Annotated in this window: 14 protein-coding genes; 7 read left to right on the top strand and 7 right to left on the bottom strand. The window is 70.1% G+C overall.

Features of this window, described 5'->3' with window-relative positions; translation table 11 throughout:
- The first annotated feature begins 23 nt into the window (after positions 1–23).
- Positions 24–11,198: a type I polyketide synthase gene (locus A5705_RS13715; protein ID WP_082956470.1), complete on the top strand. Its 11,175-nt coding sequence runs from the start codon at positions 24–26 to the stop codon at positions 11,196–11,198.
- A gap of 13 nt (positions 11,199–11,211) precedes the next feature.
- Here A5705_RS13715 and A5705_RS13710 read toward each other — a convergent pair whose 3' ends face one another.
- The 5 genes from A5705_RS13710 to A5705_RS13690 form a co-directional block, all read right to left on the bottom strand.
- Positions 11,212–11,643, bottom strand: a complete 432-nt coding sequence (locus A5705_RS13710; RefSeq protein WP_067876444.1) for a PPOX class F420-dependent oxidoreductase — start codon at positions 11,641–11,643, stop codon at positions 11,212–11,214.
- A 3-nt stretch (positions 11,644–11,646) separates the two neighbouring features.
- A complete protein-coding gene (locus tag A5705_RS13705) occupies positions 11,647–12,753 on the bottom strand; it encodes an acyl-CoA dehydrogenase family protein (protein WP_068278138.1) in 1,107 nt (368 codons plus the stop codon).
- A gap of 7 nt (positions 12,754–12,760) precedes the next feature.
- Positions 12,761–13,930: an acyl-CoA dehydrogenase family protein gene (locus A5705_RS13700; protein WP_067876449.1), complete on the bottom strand. Its 1,170-nt coding sequence runs from the start codon at positions 13,928–13,930 to the stop codon at positions 12,761–12,763.
- 126 nt (positions 13,931–14,056) lie between these two features.
- Positions 14,057–14,305, bottom strand: a complete 249-nt coding sequence (locus A5705_RS13695; RefSeq protein ID WP_068278136.1) for a DUF3618 domain-containing protein — start codon at positions 14,303–14,305, stop codon at positions 14,057–14,059.
- Positions 14,292–14,702: a phage holin family protein gene (locus A5705_RS13690; protein ID WP_067876453.1), complete on the bottom strand. Its 411-nt coding sequence runs from the start codon at positions 14,700–14,702 to the stop codon at positions 14,292–14,294. Before A5705_RS13690 ends, A5705_RS13695 begins: the two co-directional genes overlap by 14 nt.
- 149 nt (positions 14,703–14,851) lie before the next feature.
- Between A5705_RS13690 and A5705_RS13685 the strand changes: the two genes are divergently transcribed.
- From A5705_RS13685 to holA, 3 genes are all read left to right on the top strand, one after another.
- Positions 14,852–15,709, top strand: a complete 858-nt coding sequence (locus tag A5705_RS13685) for a ComEA family DNA-binding protein (protein ID WP_068278134.1) — start codon at positions 14,852–14,854, stop codon at positions 15,707–15,709.
- A gap of 56 nt (positions 15,710–15,765) precedes the next feature.
- Entirely contained in the window at positions 15,766–17,268 is a 1,503-nt protein-coding gene (locus A5705_RS13680; protein ID WP_082956482.1) for a ComEC/Rec2 family competence protein, read from the top strand.
- A gap of 113 nt (positions 17,269–17,381) precedes the next feature.
- On the top strand, positions 17,382–18,350 hold the full coding sequence (gene holA / locus A5705_RS13675) for a DNA polymerase III subunit delta (protein WP_255400436.1): 969 nt from the start codon (positions 17,382–17,384) through the stop codon (positions 18,348–18,350).
- A gap of 25 nt (positions 18,351–18,375) precedes the next feature.
- Here holA and rpsT read toward each other — a convergent pair whose 3' ends face one another.
- The gene (gene rpsT / locus A5705_RS13670) at positions 18,376–18,636 is read right to left on the bottom strand and encodes a 30S ribosomal protein S20 (RefSeq protein ID WP_067876460.1); all 261 of its coding nucleotides are present in this window, start codon (positions 18,634–18,636) and stop codon (positions 18,376–18,378) included.
- Between the two features lie 148 nt (positions 18,637–18,784).
- Here rpsT and A5705_RS13665 point away from each other — a divergent pair, with 148 nt between their 5' ends.
- The 3 genes from A5705_RS13665 to A5705_RS13655 are packed head-to-tail and all read left to right on the top strand — an operon-like array spanning position 18,785 to position 22,298.
- Entirely contained in the window at positions 18,785–20,482 is a 1,698-nt protein-coding gene (locus A5705_RS13665) for a circularly permuted type 2 ATP-grasp protein (protein ID WP_067876463.1), read from the top strand.
- Positions 20,482–21,459: an alpha-E domain-containing protein gene (locus A5705_RS13660; protein ID WP_067876467.1), complete on the top strand. Its 978-nt coding sequence runs from the start codon at positions 20,482–20,484 to the stop codon at positions 21,457–21,459. Before A5705_RS13665 ends, A5705_RS13660 begins: the two co-directional genes overlap by 1 nt.
- On the top strand, positions 21,459–22,298 hold the full coding sequence (locus A5705_RS13655) for a transglutaminase family protein (protein ID WP_067876470.1): 840 nt from the start codon (positions 21,459–21,461) through the stop codon (positions 22,296–22,298). Before A5705_RS13660 ends, A5705_RS13655 begins: the two co-directional genes overlap by 1 nt.
- Here the strand turns inward: A5705_RS13655 and A5705_RS13650 are convergent.
- On the bottom strand, positions 22,282–22,773 hold the full coding sequence (locus A5705_RS13650; protein ID WP_068278341.1) for a MarR family winged helix-turn-helix transcriptional regulator: 492 nt from the start codon (positions 22,771–22,773) through the stop codon (positions 22,282–22,284). The genes A5705_RS13655 and A5705_RS13650 overlap by 17 nt on opposite strands.
- Between the last annotated feature and the right edge of the window lie 74 nt (positions 22,774–22,847).

The following is a 22,847-nucleotide window of genomic DNA, read 5'->3' as shown; positions in this document are numbered from 1 at the left end:
AGCCGAACAGGGAGGACAACCCCATGACATCCGCCGAAGACCCGATGCGGGGGGCATCGAGTTTTGCGATCGTCGGCTACGCGGCGCGCTTTCCCGGCGCCGCCGACGCCGACGAATTCTGGCAGGTGCTGCGGGAAGGCCGGGACGCGATATCGGAGGTTCCCGCGGAGCGTTGGGACGCCGACGAATTCTTCGACCCCGATCCCGACACGCCGGGAAAGGTGGTGACCCGTCGAGCGGGCTTCGTCGAGGACGTAACCGGTTTCGACGCGCCATTTTTCGGCATGTCCACGCGCGAGGTCAGGTTGATGGACCCGCAGCACCGCCTCTTGCTCGAGACGGCGTGGCGGGCGGTGGAGCATTCCGGTACCGCGCCAACGGCTTTGGCGAACACCAACACCGGTGTGTTCGTCGGTTTGGCCACCCACGACTACCTGGGGATGGCATCGGACGAGCTGACCTACCCCGAGATCGAGGCCTACATGGCCATCGGGACGTCGAATGCCGCCGCCGCGGGCCGGATCAGCTACCGGTTGGGGCTACAGGGCCCGTCGGTCGCCGTGGACACCGCGTGCAGTTCGTCGTTGGTGGCGATCCATCAGGCGTGCCAGGCGCTGCGCCTGGGCGAATGTGACCTCGCGCTGGCCGGCGGCGCGAACGTCCTGCTCACACCGGCGACCATGATCACCTTCTCCCACGCGCACATGCTCGCGCCCGACGGCCGGTGCAAGACGTTCGACGCGGCCGCCGACGGCTATGTGCGCGGCGAGGGTTGCGGTGTCATCGTCGTGAAGCGGCTCGCGGACGCGATCCGCGACGGCGACCGGATCCGGGCCGTGATCCGCGGCAGCGCGATCAACCAGGACGGCGCATCGGGCGGTCTGACCGTGCCGAACGGCGTTGCCCAGCAACGGGTTATTGCCGCGGCGCTGAAGCGTGCCGGCATCGCACCCGGCGACGTCGGATACCTGGAGGCGCACGGGACCGGGACGTCGCTGGGCGATCCGATCGAGGCCCAGGCGGCGGGGGAGGTGCTCGGCGCCGGGCGCGAGGCGAGCCGGCCGCTGCTGATCGGCTCGGTGAAGACGAACATCGGGCACCTGGAAGCGGCCGCGGGGATCGCGGGCGTCATCAAGGTCATCCTGTCGCTCGAGCACGAGCTGCTGCCGCAGCACCTGCACTTCCGCAACCCGTCGCCGCACATCCCGTGGGACCGGCTTCCCGTTCAGGTGGTGCAGGAGGCCACCGCCTGGGAACGCAATGGCCGGCCGCGCATCGCCGGCGTCAGCTCGTTCGGGTTCGCCGGGACCAACGCGCACGTCATCCTCGAAGAAGCTCCGGTGGCGCCCGAGCAGGCCGGTGAGGCCGCCGTCGCGCCGGGTCCGGTCGAGGCGCCGGCCGACCGGCGGTTCCGCCTTCTTCCGCTCTCGGCGCGCACGCCCACCGCCCTGGCGCAACTCGCTGACGACTACCGCAGCTGGTTGAGCGCGCACCCGCAGGCCACCCTGGCCGACGTGTGCTTCACCGCCGGGGTGGGGCGGGCCCACTTCGAGCACCGGGCCGCGTTGGTGGTCAATTCGAAGGAATCGGCCGGTGAGTTGCTCGGTGCCCTCGCAGACGACCGCCCGGCGCCCGGTCTGGTGCGCGGAATATCCGACGACACGCCGAAGACGGCGTGGTTGTTCACGGGTCAGGGCAGCCAGTACGCGGGCATGGCCCGCGAGTTGTTCGACACCGAACCGGTGTTCGCCGAGACGGTGACCCGCTGCGCGGCGGTGGTCGCGGACGTGCTCGAAAAGCCTTTGCTGGACGTGATTTTCGACCCGGACGGCGACGAAACGTTGCGGCAGACCGCCTACGCGCAGCCCGCCTTGTTCGCGGTGGGGATGGGCCTGGCCCGGCTCTGGCAGTCCTGGGGTTTCGAACCCGACGTGGTGCTGGGCCACAGCGTCGGCCAATACACCGCGGCCTGCGTCGCGGGGGTGTTCAGCCTCGAGGACGGAATGCTGCTGATGGCCGAGCGCGGCCGCCTGTTCGGCAGCTTGCCCGCCGGCGGGCGGATGGTGGCGGTCTTCGCCGCCGCCGAGCGGGTCGAGGGCCTCACCGACGAGTTCCCGAGTCTGTCGGTTGCCGCCTACAACGGCGCCAACACCGTGCTGTCGGGACCGGCGCAGGATCTGGACGAGGCGGTGGCCGGGTTGACGGCCGACGGCGTCCGCTGTGAGTGGCTGGACACCAGCCACGCGTTCCACTCGGCGCTGCTGGATCCGATCCTCGACGAGTTCGAGTCGTACGCGAACCGGTTCGATTTCATTCCGCCACAACGGATGCTGGTGTGCAACCGCACCGGTGCCGCGCTGGGCAGGAGCGTGAAACTGGACGGCGCGTACTGGCGCCGCCACGCGCGCCAGCCCGTGGAATTCGCCAAGAGCGTTCGCACGCTCGCCGACCTGGGCTGCAAGGTGTTGCTCGAGGTCGGCCCCCAGCCGGTGCTGACCGCCGCCGCGCTGCGCGCCTGGCCCGACCCGGCCACCGCGCCGCGGGCGATCGCGTCACTGCGCCGCAACACCGCGGACCACCGCCAGCTCACCGAGGCTCTCGCCGACGCGTACGTCCTGGGCCACCTGCCCGACTTCGGCGCCGCCGCCGGACCGGCGCGCAAGCTCGACCTGCCCACCTACCCGTTCCAGCATCGCCAGTATTGGTACCGGGACAATCGCGTCCGGCCCAACCAACATCAGAACGAGGTCGCGAGCACCGAGGCGGTCCGGCTGCTCGAGGACGGCCGGATCGAGGAACTCGCCGCGCTGATCGACGGTGCGGGTGCCGACCAGCAGACCCTGACTGTGCTGACAAAGCTTGCCGCACAACACAATCAACAGCGCAAAACCCAGTCGATCGCCGATGCGCGCTACGAGATCAGCTGGGAGAAGTCCACGGCGGCGGTCTCAGCTGCCGGCGCCGGGGAGGGCTCGTCCTGGCTCCTCATCGGCGACGACGCCGACATACTTGCGCCACTGGTCGACGCCCTGACCGCGCATGGGCACCAGCATCGGATCGTCGGGTTGCCCGTGACCGACGCCGACGAGGAACAGCTCGAGGTCACATTGCTCGCCGCGGCGGCGGACGACCCGGAGCTCCGGATACTGCATGTCGCGGCGCTGGACTCCGGCTCCGCGCCGTCGATGCGGTCGCTGTTGCGGATGCAACACCGGGTCCTCGGAGGAACGCGTCGGCTCTTCCGCGCGGCCGTCGCCACCGAGCTGCGCCGCCCGATCTGGATGGTCACCCGCGGCGCGCAAAGAGTCATCGATGCCGATACCGTGTCCCCGGACCAGAGTTGCCTGTGGGGGTTCGGCCGCGCCGCTTCGCTGGAACACCCCCAGGTGTGGGGCGGACTGGCGGATCTGGCCGCAGGAACCGCCGTGTCGACGACTGCGGAATGGTCGCGGCTGATCGACCAGGTGTCGGCGACCCCGGGCGGGTCGGCCGTCGGCGAAGACCAACTGGCCGTGCGGGACCAAGCGGTCTACGTGCCGCGGCTGGTGCGCAGGGTCGGGCAGCCGATCGCGACGCCGCCCGCGCTCCGCGACGACGCCACGTATCTGGTGACCGGCGGACTGGGTTCGGTCGGACTGGAAATCGCCGGATACCTGGCCGCGCACGGCGCCCGGCATCTGGTGCTGACCGGCCGCCGCACGCCCAGCGCCGCCGCGCAGGCGCGCATCGAAGCCATCCGCGACCAGCACGGCTGCGAAGTCCGGGTGGTCACGGCCGATGTTGCCGATGCGCACGACGTCGCGCGCCTGCTGGCCACCGTGCAGGACGAACTGCCACCGCTTGCCGGCATCGTCCATGCCGCCGGCGAGATCGGCACCACCCCGCTGCGCAGCCTGGAAGACGCCGAGGTGGATCGGGTGTTCGCCGGGAAGGTTTGGGGCGCTTGGCATTTGAGCGAAGCGACTGCCGACTTGCAGCTGGACTTCTTCCTGAGCACCTCCTCGATCGCTTCGGTCTGGGGCGGCTTCGGTCAGACCGCCTATGCCGCGGCCAACGCCTTCCTCGACGGGTTGGCCTGGCGGCTGCGCGAGCAGGGCGTCCCCGGAATCAGCGCCAACTTCGGTCCCTGGTCGGCCGGCATGGCCGACGAGCAGGCCCGCGCCCGGCTGGATCAGCGCGGGGTCCGGACGCTGTCGCCCGCCGATGCGCTGGCGGGCATGGCGGATCTGCTGGCGGCTTCGTCAGCGCAGGGGGTGGTGGCCCGGATCGGCTGGGACCGCTTCCTGCCGCTCTACTCCCAAGCGGGACGGCGGGCTTTCCTGGCGGAGCTGGAGCGCGAGGTGCCCACCGAGACCACGGGGGTGGCGCCGTCCGGGAAGACCCAACTGGTCGAGCGACTCACCAACGCCCCGGTGCAGCAGCGCAAGAAACTGCTCACGGACTACCTGCGCGACGCGGTCGCGGAGGTGACGCGGGTCGACGCCGCCGAGATCCGCGAGGACGCGGGATTCTTCGATCTCGGCATGGATTCGCTGATGGCCGTCGAGTTGCGGCGGCGCATCGAGCAAGCGGTGGGCAAGGAGGTGCCGGCCACCCTGGCGATGGACCACCCACGGCTGTCCGACGTGGTCGACTACCTGCTGGGCGACGTGCTCGGCCTCGGCGAGGTGGCCCCGTCGGGGCCGCAGCCGGCCTCGGCGGTGACGACGCGCACCGATGAGCCGATCGCGATCGTCGCGGTGGCGTGCCACTTCCCCGGCGCGTCCAATCCCGAAGCCTTCTGGGAGGTGTTGTCCGGCGGTGTCGACGCGATCCGGGAAGTCCCGGAGGACCGCTTCGACATCGACGAGTACTACGACCCCGACCCGGACGCCCCGGGCAAGATCTACAGCCGCTTCGGCGGATTCCTCGACGAGATCGACGGATTCGACCCGGAATTCTTCGGCATCTCGCCGCGCGAGGCCATCTGGATGGATCCGCAGCAGCGGTTGATGCTGGAAACCGCCTGGGAGGCCTTGGAAAGGGCCGGGTATTCCCCCGGGGCGTTGCGCGGCAGCCGCAGCGGCATCTTCGTGGGTGTGGGCGCCAACGAGTACTCGCACCTGCTGTCCTCCGACTCCGTGGAGAAGCTCGAGCCGCACTTCATCACCGGCAATGCGCTCAATGCGATCTCGGGCCGGGTGGCCTTCGCGCTCGGGCTGGAGGGACCGGCGGTCGCGGTCGACACGGCATGCAGCTCGTCGCTGGTGGCGGTCCACCAGGCCTGCCAGGCGCTGCACGCCGGTGACTGCGATCTCGCGCTGGCCGGCGGGGTGAACGTGCTGCTCAGCCCGGTGTCCATCATCGCCGCATCGCGCGCCAGGATGCTGTCCCCCGTCGGGCGATGCAAGACCTTCGACGCCTCCGCTGACGGCTACGTGCGCAGCGAGGGCTGCGGCATCCTGGTGCTCAAGCGGCTCAGCGACGCGGTCCGCGACGGCGATCGGGTCAGCGCCGTCATCCCAAGCACCGCGGTCAACCAGGACGGCGCCTCCAGCGGTTTGACGGTGCCCAATGGTGGTGCGCAGCAACGGCTTATCAGCGCGGCGCTGGCCCGCGCCGGCCTTGCCGGCGGAGACGTCGACTACCTCGAGGCGCACGGGACGGGCACCCCGCTGGGTGATCCGATCGAGGTGCAGGCGGCCGGTGCCGTCTACGGTGCCGCCCGTGACGCGGACCGACCGTTGCTGATGGGATCGGTGAAGACCAACATCGGCCACCTCGAGTCGGCGTCCGGCGTCGCCGGCCTGATCAAGGTCGTGTTGTCGCTGCAGCACGAAATGCTGCCGCAGAGCCTGCATTTCGAGAAGCCGTCGCCGCATATCCCGTGGGACTCGCTGCCCGTGCGCGTCGTCGACAAGGCCACTCCCTGGCAGGCCAATGGCAAACCGCGACGTGCCGGCATCAGTTCGTTCGGGTTCACCGGCACGAACGCGCACGTGCTGATCGAGGAGGCGCCGGCGCAACCGGCGACCCCCGACGAATACTCCACCGGCGCGGTCCTGCCCGACGCCGCCGCGGCGCCGGAGTCGGACGCTCAAGAGGAACTGGTCGACGTGCTGCCGCTGTCCGCCCGGACACCGGAGGCGCTGGTGGCGTTGGCGCGGCGATACGAGGAGTGGCTCAACGCCCACCCCAAGGTCGATGTCGCGGACGTGTGCTTCACGGCCGGGGTGGGGCGCACGCACTTCGAGCACCGGGCCGCGCTGGTGGTCGATTCGGTTCAGGGCGCCCGCGAGGTGCTGGCCGAGTTGGCCGAGAACCGGATACGGCCGGGGGTGGTACGCGGCGAGTGCACCGACCCGCCGACCACGGCGTGGTTGTTCACCGGGCAGGGCAGCCAGTACCCGGGGATGGCGCGCGAGTTGTTCGACACCGAGCCGGTTTTCGCTGACACCGTGACACGCTGCGCGGAAGCGGTCGAGGGCATGCTGCCGCGCCCGCTGCTCGAGGTGCTGTTCGCGACCGACAGGGAAACCGCGGAAGCGGTGCGGCACACCTCTTTTGCGCAGCCCGCGCTTTTCGCCATCGAGATGGGCCTGGCCCGGTTGTGGCAGTCGTGGGGCGTCACACCCGACGTCGTGTTGGGGCACAGCGTGGGCCAGTACGCGGCGGCGTGCGTCGCCGGGGTGTTCAGCCTCGAGGACGGGGCCCGGCTGATGGCCGAGCGTGGCCGGCTGTTCGGCAGCCTGCCCGACGGGGGACGAATGGTGGCGGTATTCGCCGACGCCAAGTACGTCGAGGAGATCGCGGGCGGGTTCCCCCGGGTGTCGGTCGCCGCCTACAACGGACCCAACACAGTGCTGTCGGGTCCCGGTGCGGATCTCGAACAAATCGTCGCCAGGGGCGGCAACGACGGGATCCGGTGCAGCTGGCTGGAAACCAGCCACGCATTCCATTCCGAGTTGCTCGAACCGGTGCTCGACGAGTTCGAGTCGTATGCCGCGCGTCTGCAGTTCGCCGTGCCGACGTTGCCCTTGGTCTGCAACCGCACCGGCGCCGTGCTCACGGCGGAAACCCCGCTGGACGCGCAATACTGGCGGCGGCATTCCCGCCAGCCGGTGCAGTTCGCCGAAAGCGTGCGCACCGTGGCGGCGCTGGGCTGCTCGGTGTTGATGGAGATCGGTCCGCAACCGGTTCTGACCGGGGCCGCGGTGCAGGTCTGGCCGGAACACCTGGCCGCGCCGCGGGCGATCGTTTCCCTGCGCAAGGGCATCGCCGACCGGCGCCAGATCGCCGAGGCGCTGGCCGGAGCCTATGTCAGCGGTCATCGACCCAGGTTCGCTGCGCTGCATCGTCAGCCTCGCCGCAAACTCGAACTGCCGACCTATCCGTTCCAGCGGCGAAGCTTCTGGCCGAAGACTTCCGGTATCAGCGGCATCGACGGACAGGGCGCCGCCGTATCCGGAATCCTCGGTAGCGCAAAGGATCTCGCCTCAGGGGACTCGGTCTACACCAGCCGGCTGTCGGTCAAGTCGCAGCCGTGGCTCTCCGATCACGTCATCTACGGCACCGTTGTGGTGCCCGGGGCGACGTATGCCGCGATGGCCCTGACCGCCGTGGGGACGCCGGGGCGGGTGCAAGACGTCTTCTTCTACGAGCCGATCATCCTGCCCGAGAAGGCTTCTCGCGAGGTGCAGCTCACCTTGCATCCGCTGGAGGACGGCGGCTGGAGCTTCCGGGTGCACAGCCGCCCGTACGGTGTCCGGGACGCCGAATGGTCACTGAACGCCGACGGCACGGTCGTCACCGGAATCGAGGCGGAGCCGTCGCCCGACCCGGCGGACTCCGCGGATCCCATCGACGCGGTGATCGAGCGGATGAACCGCATGCGCCCGCAGGAGCTGTTCGACACCTTCGCCGACATGGAGCTGGCCTGGGGGCCCAACTGGTCCGGTTCCCTGAAGTCGCTGTGGCTGGGCGAGGGTGAGGCGATCGGCGACATCACCGTCGGCGACGAACTCGCCGAGCATCTCGGCACCGAGCCGATGCACCCGGTGCTGCTCGACCTGTGCACCGGCGTCGCCTTCCCCGCGTTCCCGGCGCTTCGTGCCGCGGAACAGGGAGTGAACGATCTGTTCCTGCCCCTGCGGTACGGGCGGGTGGAGCTGCGGGAGAAGATGCCGAGGCGGTTTTATTGCCGCGCGAGGTGGCACACCAGCGGGCTGGACAGCGAGACACAGGTCTTCGATCTCGACTTCGTCGACCGGGATGGCCGCCGCCTGGGCGGGATTCGCGAGTTCACTGTCAAACGCGCGCCCCGAGAGGCGTTGCTGCGCGGGCTCGGCGGCGATGCCACGCGGCTGCTCTACAGCCTCGGCTGGCACGAGCTGCCGCCGCCGGCATCGGGCGACGATGGCGAGGGGGCCCCAAACGCGATCGGCACCTGGCTAATCGCCGGATTCGAGGACCTCGCGGCCACCGTGCCGGGGTGCGTCTCGTTCGATAGGAATGCGGACCCGGAGCCGTTGGGACAGCTGTTGGCACAGGCTCACGAGCGGGGCATGCCGTTCTCCGGCATCGTCTGGCGCGCCACCGGAGCCGGCGCCGGGGAGTCGGGCGCCGAATCCGTCGCGCGACTGGAGACCGAGATCGCGCAGCTGCTCAGTGCCGTGCACACCCTGCAGGGTGACGGGGCGGTGAAACTGCCCGGCGGGCTGTGGATCGTCACCGAACGGGCCGTGGCGACCGAGTCCGGCGAGCCGGTCGACCCGGTGCAAGCGGCACTGTGGGGGCTGGGCCGGACCATCGTCAACGAGGAGCCCGGTCTGCGCTGCAGGTTGGTCGACTGCGACGGATCGGAGCAGGCCGTGCGCGCGCTGGCCGGCTTGCTCGGTGAACCGATTGACGAACCCGAACTCGCTGTGCGCCAAGGCAAATTCTTGGCGTCCCGGTTGCTGCAGTGGTCGCGCAGCGGTCACCTCGCGGTGCCGCGGGCAGCCGATTACGTGCTGGCGCCCACCGAACGAGGCGCGATCGACAACCTGCGCCTGACCGAGGCGGAGGTGCCGCCGCCGGACGATGGCTATGTGCAGGTCCGGGTCGAGGCCGCCGGGTTGAACTTCCGGGATGTGCTCAACGTGTTGGGCCTCTACCCGGGTGATCCGGGTCCGATCGGCGGCGACTTCGCCGGCACCGTAACCCAATTGGGAAGCGGCGTCACCGGACTCGAGGTCGGCCAGCGCGTCTACGGCTTCATGCAGGGCGCGTTCGCCAGCCGGTTCAACGTGCCCGCCCAGTTGGTGGCGCCGGTTCCCGCCCGGGTGAGCGCGGTGGACGCCGCGACCATTCCCGCCGCGGCGCTGACGGCCCGGCTCGCCTTCGACTGGGCGCAGCTGAAGCCCGGTGACCGGGTGCTCATCCACGCCGCCAGCGGTGGCGTCGGGTTGGCCGCCATCCAGCTGGCGCAGCAGCACGGTGCGACCGTCTTCGCCACGGCGAGCACCTACAAGCGCGCGACACTGCGCAAGTTGGGTGTCGAATATGTCTACGATTCGCGCAGTACGGATTTCGCCGATCAGATCCTCGCCGACACCGACGGCGCCGGCGTCGACGTGGTGCTCAACAGCCTGACCAACGAGGGCTTCGTCGAGGCGACCGTGCGGGCCACCGCCCAGAACGGCCGGTTCGCCGAGATCGCCAAGCGGGACATCTGGACGCACGAGCAGATGGCGGCGGCCCGTCCCGACATCGCCTACGAGATCGTCGCGCTGGACACGGTCACCTTCCAAGAGCCCGAGCGCATCCGCGGCTTGCTGGGCGAGGTGTCCGACGGGTTGGCCAGGGGCGAGTGGACCCCGCTGCCCGCCGAGATCTACCCGCTCACGGAGGCGAAGACGGCGTTTCGCCGCATGCAGCAGGCGCGCCATATCGGCAAGATCGTGCTGCGGATGCCGAATCCGCTGCATCCGCGCGGTGATCGGAGCTATCTGGTCACCGGTGGGCTCGGCGCGATCGGCCTGCACACGGCGTCGTATCTGGCCCAACTCGGCGCGGGTGACATCGTGTTGACCAGCCGGCGCGCGCCCGACCCGGACGCGCAGCGGGCGATCGACGACATCACCGAGCGTTACCGGTGCCGCGTCCACACCTTCGCGGCCGACGTCGGCGACGAGGCGCAGGTCGAGGAGCTGCTGGCCCGGATCCGCGCGGAGTTGCCGCCGCTCGGGGGAGTGGTGCATCTGGCGGGTGTGCTCGACGACGCGCTGCTGGCCCAGCAGAGCCTGGAGCGCTTCCGGACGACGTTGGCGCCCAAGGCGTTCGGCGCGTGCTACCTGGACCGGTTGACTCGGGAAGACGATCTCGACTTCTTCATCGTGTCGTCGTCGGTGTCCAGCCTGCTCGGTTCGCCGGGCCAGGCCAACTACTCGACGGCCAACGCGCTGCTCGACGGGCTGGTCGCGGAACGACAGGCGCACGGCCTGCCGGCGACCGGCGTCAACTTCGGTCCCTGGGCCAAGGGCGGCATGGCCTCGTCGGAGGCCGCGCGCGCCAATATCAGTGCGCAAGGCCTCATTCCGCTGGAGCCGTCGGCGGCGCTGAGCGCGCTGGCCGAGGCGGTCGCCAACGGGTCCGCGCAGGCGACCGTGATCAAGGCCAACTGGCAGCGTGCCGCGAAGGTGCTGGGCAGTTCCCGCCCACCGATTCTCGACCTCGTGCTGCCCAGCGCCGCCACGGAGGCCGCCGGCGACAGCGAGTTGCTCCGGCAGCTGCAGGAGATACCGGTGGCGCAGCGCGCCGGTTTCATCACCGAATTCCTGCAGCGCGAAGTGCAGGGCTTCCTGCGGCTCGCGCAACCGCCCGCGGCGACCAGTCGGTTCTTGGACCTGGGCACGGATTCGCTGATGGCGGTCGAACTCCGCAACCGGTTGCACAGCCAGTTCGGTGGCGCGTTCACGATCAATGCAACCGCGGTCTTCGACTATCCGACCATCGGGGGACTCGCCGAGTACCTCGCCGGTCAGCTGCCGGAGTCCGACTCGGCCAAGGCGGAACCCGCGGCGGCCGGGCCGGAAACGGAGGCGGCCGAGCCCGAAGCGGAGGCGGCTGAGCCGCAAGCGGAGGCGGCCGAGCCGCAAGCGGAGGCGGCCGAGCCGGAAGCCCCTGCGGCGCAGGCGGAGTCGAGCCCCGAATCGGCGGCGGGGGCACAGTCGAGCTGACGCCCGGCTTGGGTCAGTCGCTGATGTCGAATCCGGCGATGACCTTCGTCGGGCGCACCCGCACCACCAGCTCGCCGGGAACCGCGTTGCGGCGGCCGAACTCCTCGGCGCGCTCGGCGCCCATGTAGCGCGCACCGGTGCGCGTCGCGACGTCCAGCACGTCGCGGGCGTCCTCGCCCACCGACGCCAGGCCCTGGACCTGGACGAACGAGTACGGCGGATGCGGATCGTCGACGCACATCACGACCCGCGAATCACGTTTCAGCGCACGGCCTTTCGAGGTGTCCCGGCCGGTGGTGAACACCAGCTGGCCATCGTCGACCACAAACCACACCGGCGCCACCAGCGGCCGGCCGTCGGCGGCGACGTAACCGAGCATGCCGGTGCGCGTGCCTTGCGAGAGGAACCCGACCACCCGCTCCGTCAGTTTCGCGGGCTCGGCCATGAGCTACAGCCGGGCCAGGTCGTAGTCGCCGAGGTGGTCGATCAGGTTGTGCAGGTGGTCGCTGGAGGTGCCCAGGGTGTGCTCGATCGCGGTGAGCCGTGCGGCGTAGTGGCTGACCGGATACTCCGCGGTCACGCCGATTCCGCCGTGCATCTGGATCGATTCCTGCGCGATGTGCCGGCCGGACCGGCCGATCTGCACCTTGGCGCGTGACGCGATCAGCGGGTCCAGGTTGCCGTCGGCGATCGACAACGCGGCGTAGAAGCTCATGCTGCGCGCCACTTCCAGCGACACGTACATGTCGGCGGCCCGCTGGGTGAGCGCCTGGAACTTGTTCAGCGTGACGCCGAATTGCTTACGCGTCTTGAGGTAATCGGTGGTCAGGCGCAGCGCCTCCTCCATCGCCCCGACGGCTTCGGCGCACAACGCCGACTGGATGCGGATGACGGCGTTCCGGATGGCAAGCGAGACATCGACCGCTTCGCCGAGGGGTTCGGCGGTCGCGGCGTCCAGGTCGATCTGGGCGCCGCGCTGACCGTCGAACGTGCGGTAGGGGTGCCGTCGCAAGGCGGCCGCCTCGACCAGGAACAGGCCGGTCCCGCCGTCCGGCAACGCGGCGCTGACTACCAGCGCGTCGGCGGAGTCGCCGGCCAGCACCGGGTTCTTGCGTCCGGTCAGCGCCCACGAATCGCCTTGCGGCACGGCCCGAGTCGTCACCGCGGCGGTGGGCGTGCGCTGGCCGGGTTCCAGGTGCGCGAAGGCGAGCAGGCGTTGCCCGGCCGCGACCTCGTCGAGCTGTTGTTTCTGGGCGTCGCTGCCCAGCTCGGCGATCAGCGCGCCCGGCGCGAGCGCGCCGTGCAGGATCGGTTCGGGGGCCAACCGGCGGCCGACCTCGGTGAGCACCACCATGATCTCGATCTGACCCGCCTCGTCCGGCTCGAACCCGAGCCCCAGGATCCCGGTGTCGGCGAGCTGGCTCCAGACGTCACGGCTCCAGCCGAGCTCGGAGCCGATCACCTTGTTGCGGCTCTCCGGGTCGTAGGTGCGCGACAGGAGGTCGCGGGTGGTGTCGCGGAGCAGGGCCTGCTCGTCGCTCAACTGAAAGTCCATTGCTGCCTCACAATCCCAGAATGGTGGACGCGATGATGTTGCGCTGCACCTCGCTGCTGCCGCCGTAGATCGTCGTCTTGCGGTAGTTGAGGTAGTGCGGCGCGCTGTGTTGCGCCCATTCGGGAGACGCGATCTGGATCGCTCCGTCACCGTCGGCGGGGAGCGCGTCGGGACCGGCCACCTCGACGAGCAGCTCGGTGGCGATCTGCTGCAGCTGGCTGCCGCGAAGCTTGAGCACCGAGGACGCCGGGTTGGGCTGCCCGTCGGCGGAGTCCGAGACGACCCGCGACTGCGTGAGTTCCAGCGCCAGCACCTCGTTCTCGGCCTCGGCGAGCCGCGCCGCGAACAGGGGATCGTCGAGCAGCCCGGTTTCGGCGGCGCGCTTCTTCACTTCGGCGAGGCGCACCTTGGTCCGTCCGACGCCGGCGATGCCGGTGCGCTCGTTGCCCAGCAGGAACTTCGCGTAGGTCCAGCCCTGATTCTCTTGTCCGACAAGCTGATTGGCGGGCACCCGGACGTCGGAGAAGAACAATTCGTTGATCTCCTGGCCGCCGTCGATGGTCTTGATGGGCCGCAGCGTTATGCCCGGCGTCTTCATGTCGAAGAGCAGAAACGAGATGCCGGCCTGGCGCTTGGGGGCCTGCGGGTCGGTGCGCACCAGGCAGAAAATCCAGTCCGCGTACTGGCCCAGCGTCGTCCAGGTCTTCTGTCCGTTGACGATGTAACTGTCGCCGTCCCGGACCGCCGTGGTGCGCAGGGACGCCAGGTCCGAGCCGGCCTCGGGCTCCGAGAATCCCTGGCACCACCAGATGTCGAGGCTGGCCGTCGGCGGCAGGAACCGTTGTTTGATCTCCTCGGAACCGAATTCGGCGATCACCGGCCCGACCATCTTGGTGTTGAAGTTCAGCGGCTCGGGCACGCACGCCAGTTGCATTTCGTCGGCCCAGATCTGGTGCTGGGTGGGCGTCCAGTCCTTGCCACCCCATTCGACGGGCCAACTCGGCACCGCGAGGCCGTGCTCGTGCAGGATCTTGTGGCTGGTGACGATGTCCTCGCGGCGCACCGACGCCGAGCCCGCGCGCACCCGCTCGCGCAGCTCCTCGGGGATCTTCGTGGTGTAGAAGGTGCGGAGCTCATCGCGGAACGCGGCTTCCTCCGGTGTGAGTGCCAACTGCATGGCAGCCTCCTGTCGTCGGGGACCACCGGAGGGGCGCAGCTGTCAGCGGGGGACCGGGGGTCTCGTCCTGCACGTTAAGCGCAGAACGCCATTCAACTTTAATCGGGGGCGCGGGGCGCAGCCCCGTCACCGCGGGGCTGTCCCCCGCCGGCGCCGCCACCAGGCAAAGCAGGTGATCGTGATCCCGCCGAGGACGGCCGCTATCGCCAGGCGCGATGCCGCGGACCTCGCCTTGTCGGCCTTGCCGGCGATCGCTTCGACGGTGGCGCCGAGTTGCTCGCGCGTCTGCTCGATGTCGGCCTGCAGGTCATGGATGCTGGCGTCAGGCCCGACTGCGGGGGTGCCGGGACCCCGTGGCCGTTCAGCTCGGGTCATGGCGGGCGTCCTTCACTTTCTGGACGTCTTTCTTGACATTGGCGACGGTGAGGGGCGCCGCCGGTGCGACCTCTTCGACCTGGTGCTTACTGAGCAGCGTCGCCGCCCCGGCCGCGGCGAACAACGCCGCGCCGACGATCAGGGCGGCCGCCCACACCGGCACGGCCAGCGCCACCGCGGCAATGGCCGCCGCGATCAGGCTGGCAAGGCCCGATAGCGCGAGTATCCCGGCCGCACCGAACAGTCCCGCGCCAACGCCCGCGTGTTTCGCCGATCGTTCGATTTCCTTCTGCGCCAACTGCATTTCGTCGCGAACCAGCCGTGACAGCTGCGACGAAAGCTGACTCATCAGCTCGCCGATCGAGGCGTCGGACGTCGGCTTTGCCTCCGTGCTCATACGCGGCTGGCTACCCCCGCATGCGGACGCCAAACCTGGCGGACACCCCCGGCGCCCGCGTATTGCACAGCCCCGCCTCGCTCCACAGCCGGGCGCGGTACACACCGTCGCACGGCCGTTTCGGCGGTCGACGCGCCTACGGTCGGCGCATGCGAACAGAACTGCCCGCCGCGCGCCTGCAACGCAGGCTCGGAGCGGACCCAGAGGCCGATTCGGACACCGGGGCCGCGGACGGATCGGACCCCGAGATCCAGGATGACCAGAATTCGCTGCTGCCGCGGTGGGTTCCGGATGCGGGAGAGGGCCGCGGGTGGCTGGCGAAGATGCGCGCCGACCCCGGCCGCGCCGGTGCGATCGCGCTGGCGGTCGTGGCTGCGCTGGCCGTGCTGGTGACGGTGTTCACCCTGATCCGCGACCGCCCCGCGCCGGTGATGTCGGCCAAGCTGCCACCCGTGGACAAGGCCGCCACCGCCGGCGCGAGATCCTCGGCGAGCCCGGGTGCCGGCCAGCCGGCCGCGCCCGACCGACCTGTGGTGGTGAGCGTCGTCGGCCTCGTGCACACCCCGGGTTTGGTGACCCTGGCGCCCGGCGCTCGCATCGCCGACGCGCTGCAGGCCGCCGGGGGCGCGGTGAACGGCGCCGACACCATCGGGCTCAACATGGCCCGCCCGGTGGGCGACGGGGAGCAGATCGTGGTCGGCCTGGCTCCGGCGGCGGGGCAGCCGACGGCGCTGGGCAGCTCGGTGGCCTCCGGGAGCGCGCCTGCGTCCGGGGCGCCGGGGCCGGGCTCGGGGACGGTGAAGCCGAAGCCGGGTGAGGTGCTCGACCTCAACACGGCGACCGTCGAGCAGCTGGACGCGCTGCCGGGCGTGGGACCGGTCACCGCCGCCGCGATCGTGGCGTGGCGGCAGGCGAACGGCAAGTTCACCAGTGTCGACCAGCTCGCCGACGTCGACGGCATCGGCCCGGCGCGGCTGGAGAAACTGCGCCCGCTGGTCCGTGTCTGACACCGGTGCGCCGCCACGTCGATGTGCGGCTGGTGGCACCGGCGCTCGCCGCCTGGATGGTGACCGCCGCCGGGATCTGGTGGCCGGTCGGGCGCGTGGTGGCGTGCGGCTGCCTCGTGTTGGCCGCCCTGGGCGCGCCGGCCGGTTACGCCGCGCGCCGCTCCGGCCGGACGCCGCGGCTTCCGGCGGTCGGCGCGGGCCTGGTGGCGATCGGCGTGGTGGGCGCCGGTTTCGGGCTGGCGATCGCGCTGCGCGCCGACGCGGTAGGTCGCCACCCGATCACTGCGGCGTTCGGCACGGCCGCCCCCGTAACGGTCACCCCGACCGAGACCGCGCTGTCGCTGGGCTCCGGCCGGCTGATGTTTCGCGCCACCCTGCAGCGCCTGCGTGACGATGAGATGTCCGGCAGGGTGGTCGTCTTCGCCCGGGCGTCGGACTTCGGCGGCCTGATGGTCGGACAGCCGGTGCGCTTCACCGCCCGCATCAGCCGCCCGGGCCACCGCGACTTGACGGTCGCGGTGCTCAACGCGACGGGCCGGCCGACCATGGGGACCGCGGGTGCGGTGCAGCGGGCCGCCCACGCCGTGCGCCGCCGGTTCGCGGCCGCGGCCCGCGACGCACTGCCCGCGGACGAGGCCGCGATGCTGCCGGCGCTGGTCCTCGGCGACACCGCGGCGGTCGCCAGCGAGACCAGCCGGGAGTTTCGGGCCGCGGGCATGACGCACCTGACGGCGGTGTCCGGGGCCAACGTCACGATCGTGTGCGCGGCGGTGCTGTTCTCAGCGCGGTTGATCGGCCCCCGCGCCGCCGTCGTGCTCGCGGCCGTCGCCCTGGTGGCGTTCGTCATCGTCGTGCAGCCGACCGCGAGCGTCCTGCGCGCGGCGGTGATGGGCGCGATCGCGTTGACCGGGATGCTGTCTTCGCGCCGGCGGCAAGCGATTCCGGCACTGTCCGCCACGGTGCTGATCGTGCTGGCCCTCGCTCCGCATCTGGCCGTCGACGTGGGTTTTGCGCTGTCGGTGCTGGCGACGGCCGCGCTGGTCGTCATCGCGCCCTCGTGGTCGCGGCGCCTGGTCGGCAGGGGCTGGCCCAAACCGCTGGCGGACGCGTTCGCCGTTGCGTGCGCCGCCCACGTGGTGACCGCCCCGCTGGTCGCGGGGATCTCGGGCCGGTTCAGCCTGGTGGCCGCGGTGGCCAACCTCGCGGTGGCTCCCGTGGTAGCGCCGATCACCGTGCTCGGCAGCGCGGCGGCCGTGGGCTGCCTGCTGTGGCCCGCCGGTGCGCAGCTGTTGATTCGGTTCAGCGGGCCCGAACTGTGGTGGGTGTTGCGCGTGGCGCAGTGGTCGGCCGACGTGCCCGCGGCGACGGTGCCCGTGCCGGCCGGTGCGCCCGGCGTGGTGGTGGTCGGCGCCGGCACGGCGCTGGCGATTCTGGCGGCGGCGCTGCTGTGGCGCCGGCGCTGGTTTCGTGGGGCGCTCGGGCTCGCCGGGTCGGCGGTCGTCCTGTCGTGGCTGGCCTGGTCGATTTCGGGCCTCGTGGCGATCGCGAGCGCGGCGTAGCCGGGCGCTGCGGGTCGCCACCATCAACCTCGTGGCGATCGCGAGCGCGGCGTAGCCGGGTGCTGCGGGTCGCCACCATCAAACCCGTCGCACCCACGTGACACCATCGTGGGGTGAGCGAGGATGCGCACCACCTGCACCTGGTCCTGGGCGACGAGGAACTGCTGGTCGAACGGGCGGTCGGCGACGTGCTGCGGTCGGCGCGCGCACGCGCCGGCACCGACGATGTTCCGGTCAGCCGGATGCGGGCCGGCGACGTGAGCACCTACGAACTCGCCGAACTGCTGAGCCCGTCGCTGTTCGCCGACGAACGCATCGTCGTGCTGGAGGCGGCTGGGGAAGCGGGCAAGGACGCGGCCACGATGATCGCCGCGGCCGCCGCCGACGTCCCGACCGGCACGGTGCTGGTGGTCGTGCACTCCGGCGGCGGGCGGGCCAAGGCGCTGGCCGGCCAGCTGCAGTCACTGGGCGCCCAGGTGCATCCGTGTGCGCGGATCACCAAGCTCAGCGAGCGCGTCGACTTCATCCGCAGGGAGTTCCGCGAGCTGCGGGTCAAGGTCGACGAGGAGACCGTGACCGCCTTGCTGGACGCCGTCGGCTCCGACGTGCGCGAGCTGGCCGCCGCGTGTTCACAGCTGGTCGCCGACACCGCGGGTCAGGTCGATGCCGCCGCGGTGCGCCGCTATCACAGCGGCAAGGCGGAGGTGAAGGGCTTCGACATCGCCGACAAGGCGGTGACCGGCGACGTCGCGGGCGCAACCGAGTCGCTGCGGTGGGCGATGCTGCGCGGCGAACCGCTGGTGGTACTCGCCGACGCGCTGGCCGAGGCCGTGCACAGCATCGGCCGGGTGGGCCCGCTGTCCGGCGACCCGTACCGCCTGGCCGCACAGCTGGGAATGCCGCCCTGGCGCGTGCAGAAGGCGCAGAAACAGGCGCGGCGCTGGTCGCGTGACACCGTCGCGACCGCGATGAGGGTGGTAGCGACGCTCAACGCCAACGTCAAGGGTGCCGTCGCCGATGCGGATTACGCGCTGGAATCGGCGGTCAGACAGGTCGCCGAATTGGCCGACCGGGGCCGCTGAACGGCCGAGAGGGACCCGAACGGGCTCAGATCTTGTTGAGGGCCCGCGCCAGCGCCGACTTCTTGTTGGCCGCCTGGTTCTTGTGGATCACGCCCTTGCTGGCCGCCTTGTCCAGCTTGCGGTTGGTCGACACCAGCAGCTCGGCGGCCTTCTCCTTGTCGCCGGAGTGGGCGGCCTCGCGGAACGCGCGCACGGCCGTGCGCAGCGAGGACTTTACCGACTTGTTGCGCAGGCGGGCGCGCTCGTTCGTCTTGATGCGCTTCTGCTGCGACTTGATGTTGGCCACGCGTGAGTTCCTTCGTCAAAAAAGTCGTTGCTTTGCTCGGGCGCCCCACACCCGATTGCGACTGCCCAGGTTAGCAGTCGGTTACGTTTTCTCCCAAAAGGGGAAACCGTGGCCGGCCAGAACGTCATTTTGAGGCACCATCTAGCGAGTGAGTCTTACGAGCCAGCTTGAGGAAACCAGGCGGGGACCGCGCGGCGCTTCGGGGCGCCCGGACGCGCGTGCCGAGCGCATCTTCGGCGGCTATGACGAGTCGGACGCCTACGCCGGCGTTTATTCGAAGGCCTTCGACGAGATGTTCGACGCGCAGGGCACCGTGCGCGGTCCGTACAAGGGCATCTACGCCGAGCTTGCGCCGTCGGACGCCTCCGACCTGAAGGCCCGCGCCGAGGCGCTGGGCCGCGCGTTCATCGACCAGGGCATCACGTTCTCGCTGTCCGGCCAGGAGCGGCCGTTCCCGCTCGACCTGGTGCCGCGGGTGATCTCCGCCGCCGAGTGGAGCCGGTTGGAGCGCGGCATCACCCAGCGCGTCAAAGCCCTCGAGCTGTATCTCGATGACATCTACGGCGACCAGGAAATCCTGAACGACGACATCATCCCGCGCCGCCTGATCACCTCCTGCGAGCACTTCCACCGTCAGGCCTTCGGCATCGTCCCGCCCAACGGCGTCCGGATCCACGTGGCCGGCATCGACCTGATCCGCGACGAGAAGGGCAACTTCCGTGTCCTCGAGGACAACCTGCGCTCCCCCTCGGGCGTGTCCTATGTGATGGAGAACCGGCGCACGATGGCGCGGGTCTTTCCCAACCTGTTCGCCACCCACCGGGTGCGCGCCGTGGACGACTACGCGTCGCACCTGCTGCGCGCGCTGCGCAACTCGGCGGCGACGAACGAGGCCGACCCCACCGTCGTCGTCCTGACGCCGGGCGTTGCGAACTCGGCCTATTTCGAGCATTCGCTGCTGGCCCGGCAGATGGGCGTCGAGCTCGTCGAGGGCCGCGACCTGTTCTGCCGCGACAACCAGGTGTACATGCGCACCACCGAGGGCGAGCGCCAGGTCGACGTCATCTACCGGCGCATCGACGACGCCTTCCTGGACCCGCTGCAATTCCGCGCGGACTCGGTGCTGGGGGTGGCGGGCCTGGTCAACGCCGCCCGCGCCGGCAATGTCGTCATCTCCAGCGCGATCGGCAACGGCGTCGGCGACGACAAGCTCGTCTACACCTACGTGCCGACCATGATCGAGTACTACCTGGGCGAGAAGCCGCTGCTGGCCAACGTCGAGACCTACCGGTGCTGGCTGGACGACGAACGCGAAGAGGTCCTGGACCGCATCGACGAGCTGGTACTCAAGCCGGTCGAGGGCTCCGGCGGCTACGGCATCGTCTTCGGACCGGAGGCGTCCGACAAGGAGCTCGCCGCCGTCGCCAAGAAGATCCGCGACGACCCGCGCAGCTGGATCGCGCAGCCGATGATGGAACTGTCCACCGTGCCGACACAGGTCGGGAGCACGCTGGCGCCGCGCTACGTCGACCTGCGGCCGTTCGCGGTCAACGACGGCGACGAGGTGTGGGTCCTGCCCGGGGGTTTGACCAGGGTCGCCCTGGTCGAGGGCTCGCGGGTGGTCAACTCCAGCCAGGGCGGCGGGTCGAAGGACACCTGGGTGCTGGCGCCGCGCGCCGCGTCCGGCCCGCGGGAGCTGGGCCGCGCGGAGGTGGTGCGCGCGCTGCCGAAATCCATTCCCGACCCGGTGCTCGAGGGCGGGCCGCGGTTGTCGCAGCAGCAGACGCAGCCGACCCAGGTCCCGGACGAACAACCCCAGCAACAGCAACAGCAGAGGCTGCACTGATGCTCGCCCGCAACGCCGAGGCGCTCTACTGGATCGGTCGCTACGTCGAGCGCGCCGACGACACGGCACGGATCCTGGACGTCGCGCTGCACCAACTGCTCGAGGATTCCAGCGTCGACCCGGACCATGCGTCCCGGCTGCTGCTGCGGGTGCTGGGCATCGACCCCCCCGACCACGACCTGGATGTCTGGTCGCTGACCGACATGGTGGCCTTCAGCACCAACGCTTCGGGAGGCTGTTCGATCGTCGACGCCATCACGGCGGCGCGGGAAAACGCGAAGTCGGCCCGGGAGGTGACGTCCATCGAGATCTGGGAATGTCTCAACACCACCTACCACGCCCTGGCCGAACGCGAGCGTGCCGCCAAACGCCTTGGGCCACACGAATTCCTGTCGTTCATCGAGGGCCGCGCGGCGATGTTCGCCGGCCTGGCCGACTCGACGTTGTCGCGCGACGACGGATATCGCTTCATGCTGCTGGGCCGGGCGATCGAGCGGGTCGACATGACGGTGCGGCTGCTGCTGTCGCGGGTCGGGGACAGCGCGTCGTCGCCGGCGTGGGTGACGCTGTTGCGTTCGGCGGGCGCGCACGACACCTATCTGCGCACCTACCGCGGGGTGCTGGACGCCGGCCGGGTGGTCGAATTCATGTTGCTGGACCGGCTGTTTCCGCGTTCGGTGTTCTACTCGCTGCGGCTGGCCGAACACAATCTCGAGGAACTGCTGCACAATCCGCAGAGCCGGATCGGGTCCACGACCGAGGCGCAGCGGTTGCTCGGGAAGGCGCGCAGCGAACTGGAATTCGTGCAACCCGGCGTGCTGCTCGAGTCGTTGGAGAGCCGTCTGGCGGCCCTGCAGCGGACCTGTAGCGATGTCGGAGAAGCGTTGTCGCTGCAGTACTTTCACGTCACCCCGTGGGTGGCATGGTCGGACGCGGGCCAGCGCGCCCGGCTGGTCAGCAGGCCGGGCGAATCCTGATGTGGCGGCTACGCGTCGTGCACACCACCGGCTATGCCTACCAATCGCCGGTGACCGCCTCCTACAACGAGGCTCGGCTGACCCCGCGCTCGGACGCCAGGCAGAACGTCATCCTCAACCGGGTCGAGACCATTCCCGCGACGCGGTCCTACCGCTACATCGACTACTGGGGCACCGCCGTCACGGCGTTCGACCTGCACGCGCCGCACACCGACCTCACGGTGACGTCGTCCTCGGTGGTCGAGACCGAACGCGGCGAGCCGGCGGTGGCTGGGGTCAGCTGGAGCGACCTGCACTCCGCGGCGGTGATCGATCGCTTCGACGAATTGCTGCGTCCCACGCCGCACACCCCGACCAGCAAGCGCGTCGCGTCCGTGGCCAAGAAGATCGCCAAGTCCTACGATCCGGCCGAGGCCGTCGTCGCGGCGGGCAAGTGGGTGCGCGGCGAGCTGGACTACCTGCCCGGGACCACCGGCGTGCATTCGTCCGGGCTGGACGCGCTGAACGAGGGTAAAGGCGTCTGCCAGGACTTCGTGCACCTGTCGCTGATGATGTTGCGCGGCATGGGAATTCCTGGTCGCTACGTGTCCGGCTATGTGCACCCCAAACGCAACGCCGTCGTCGGCGACACCGTCGACGGGCGCAGCCACGCCTGGATCCAGGCCTGGACCGGTGGCTGGTGGAACTTCGACCCCACCAACGACACGGAGATCACCGAGCAGTACGTCAGCGTGGGTGCCGGGCGCGACTACACCGATGTCGCCCCGCTCAAGGGCATCTACTCGGGGGAGGGCGCCACAGACCTCGACGTGATCGTGGAGGTCACCCGGTTGGCCTAGCCGGGCGAACGGTGCCATAACCCGGGTGCACGCGCGGTGTCAGGCCCTGCTGCCGCGCCACCGTGGCAAGCAGCTCCCGAAGGGTGCCGTATTGCTCACTGTCGAGCGCGTTGGCAAATCGCAGCTCGTGTTGGCGCGCGATTTCGGAAAGCTTGCGCATCAGCCTTTTTCCGGCCGCCGTGAGGTAGAGAGCGTGCAGTCTGCGGTCGTCGGGATTGCGGCGCCGCTCGATGTAGCCGCGGTCCTCGAGCTCGTCGATGTAGACGACGACGCGGCTGGGCAACATACCCAACTGGGCGCTCAGGGCCTGCTGACTGCGTCCCGGCTCGGCAGCGATGGCGCGCAGAATTCCCGCGTGCGGAGGGGTCAACTCGATGGTGGCCACCTGCTCGGCGAACAGCGTTGCCGCGTGATGACCTAGTTGAGCCAACAGGAAGGCGACGCCGTCGGGACGGTCGTCGGGGGTCGATGACACCGCCACATCATAGCGGGCGCGAATGATTCGACGTGTGAATCGTTCAGGTCTTGTCAAGTCCGATTCCCCGGCCT

Origin of the sequence: Mycobacterium sp. E787, from assembly GCF_001668725.1 — a bacterium.
Lineage (GTDB): Bacteria > Actinomycetota > Actinomycetes > Mycobacteriales > Mycobacteriaceae > Mycobacterium.
Note: the sequence above shows the minus strand (reverse complement) of the source record. Positions and strands in the feature narration are given on the sequence as shown.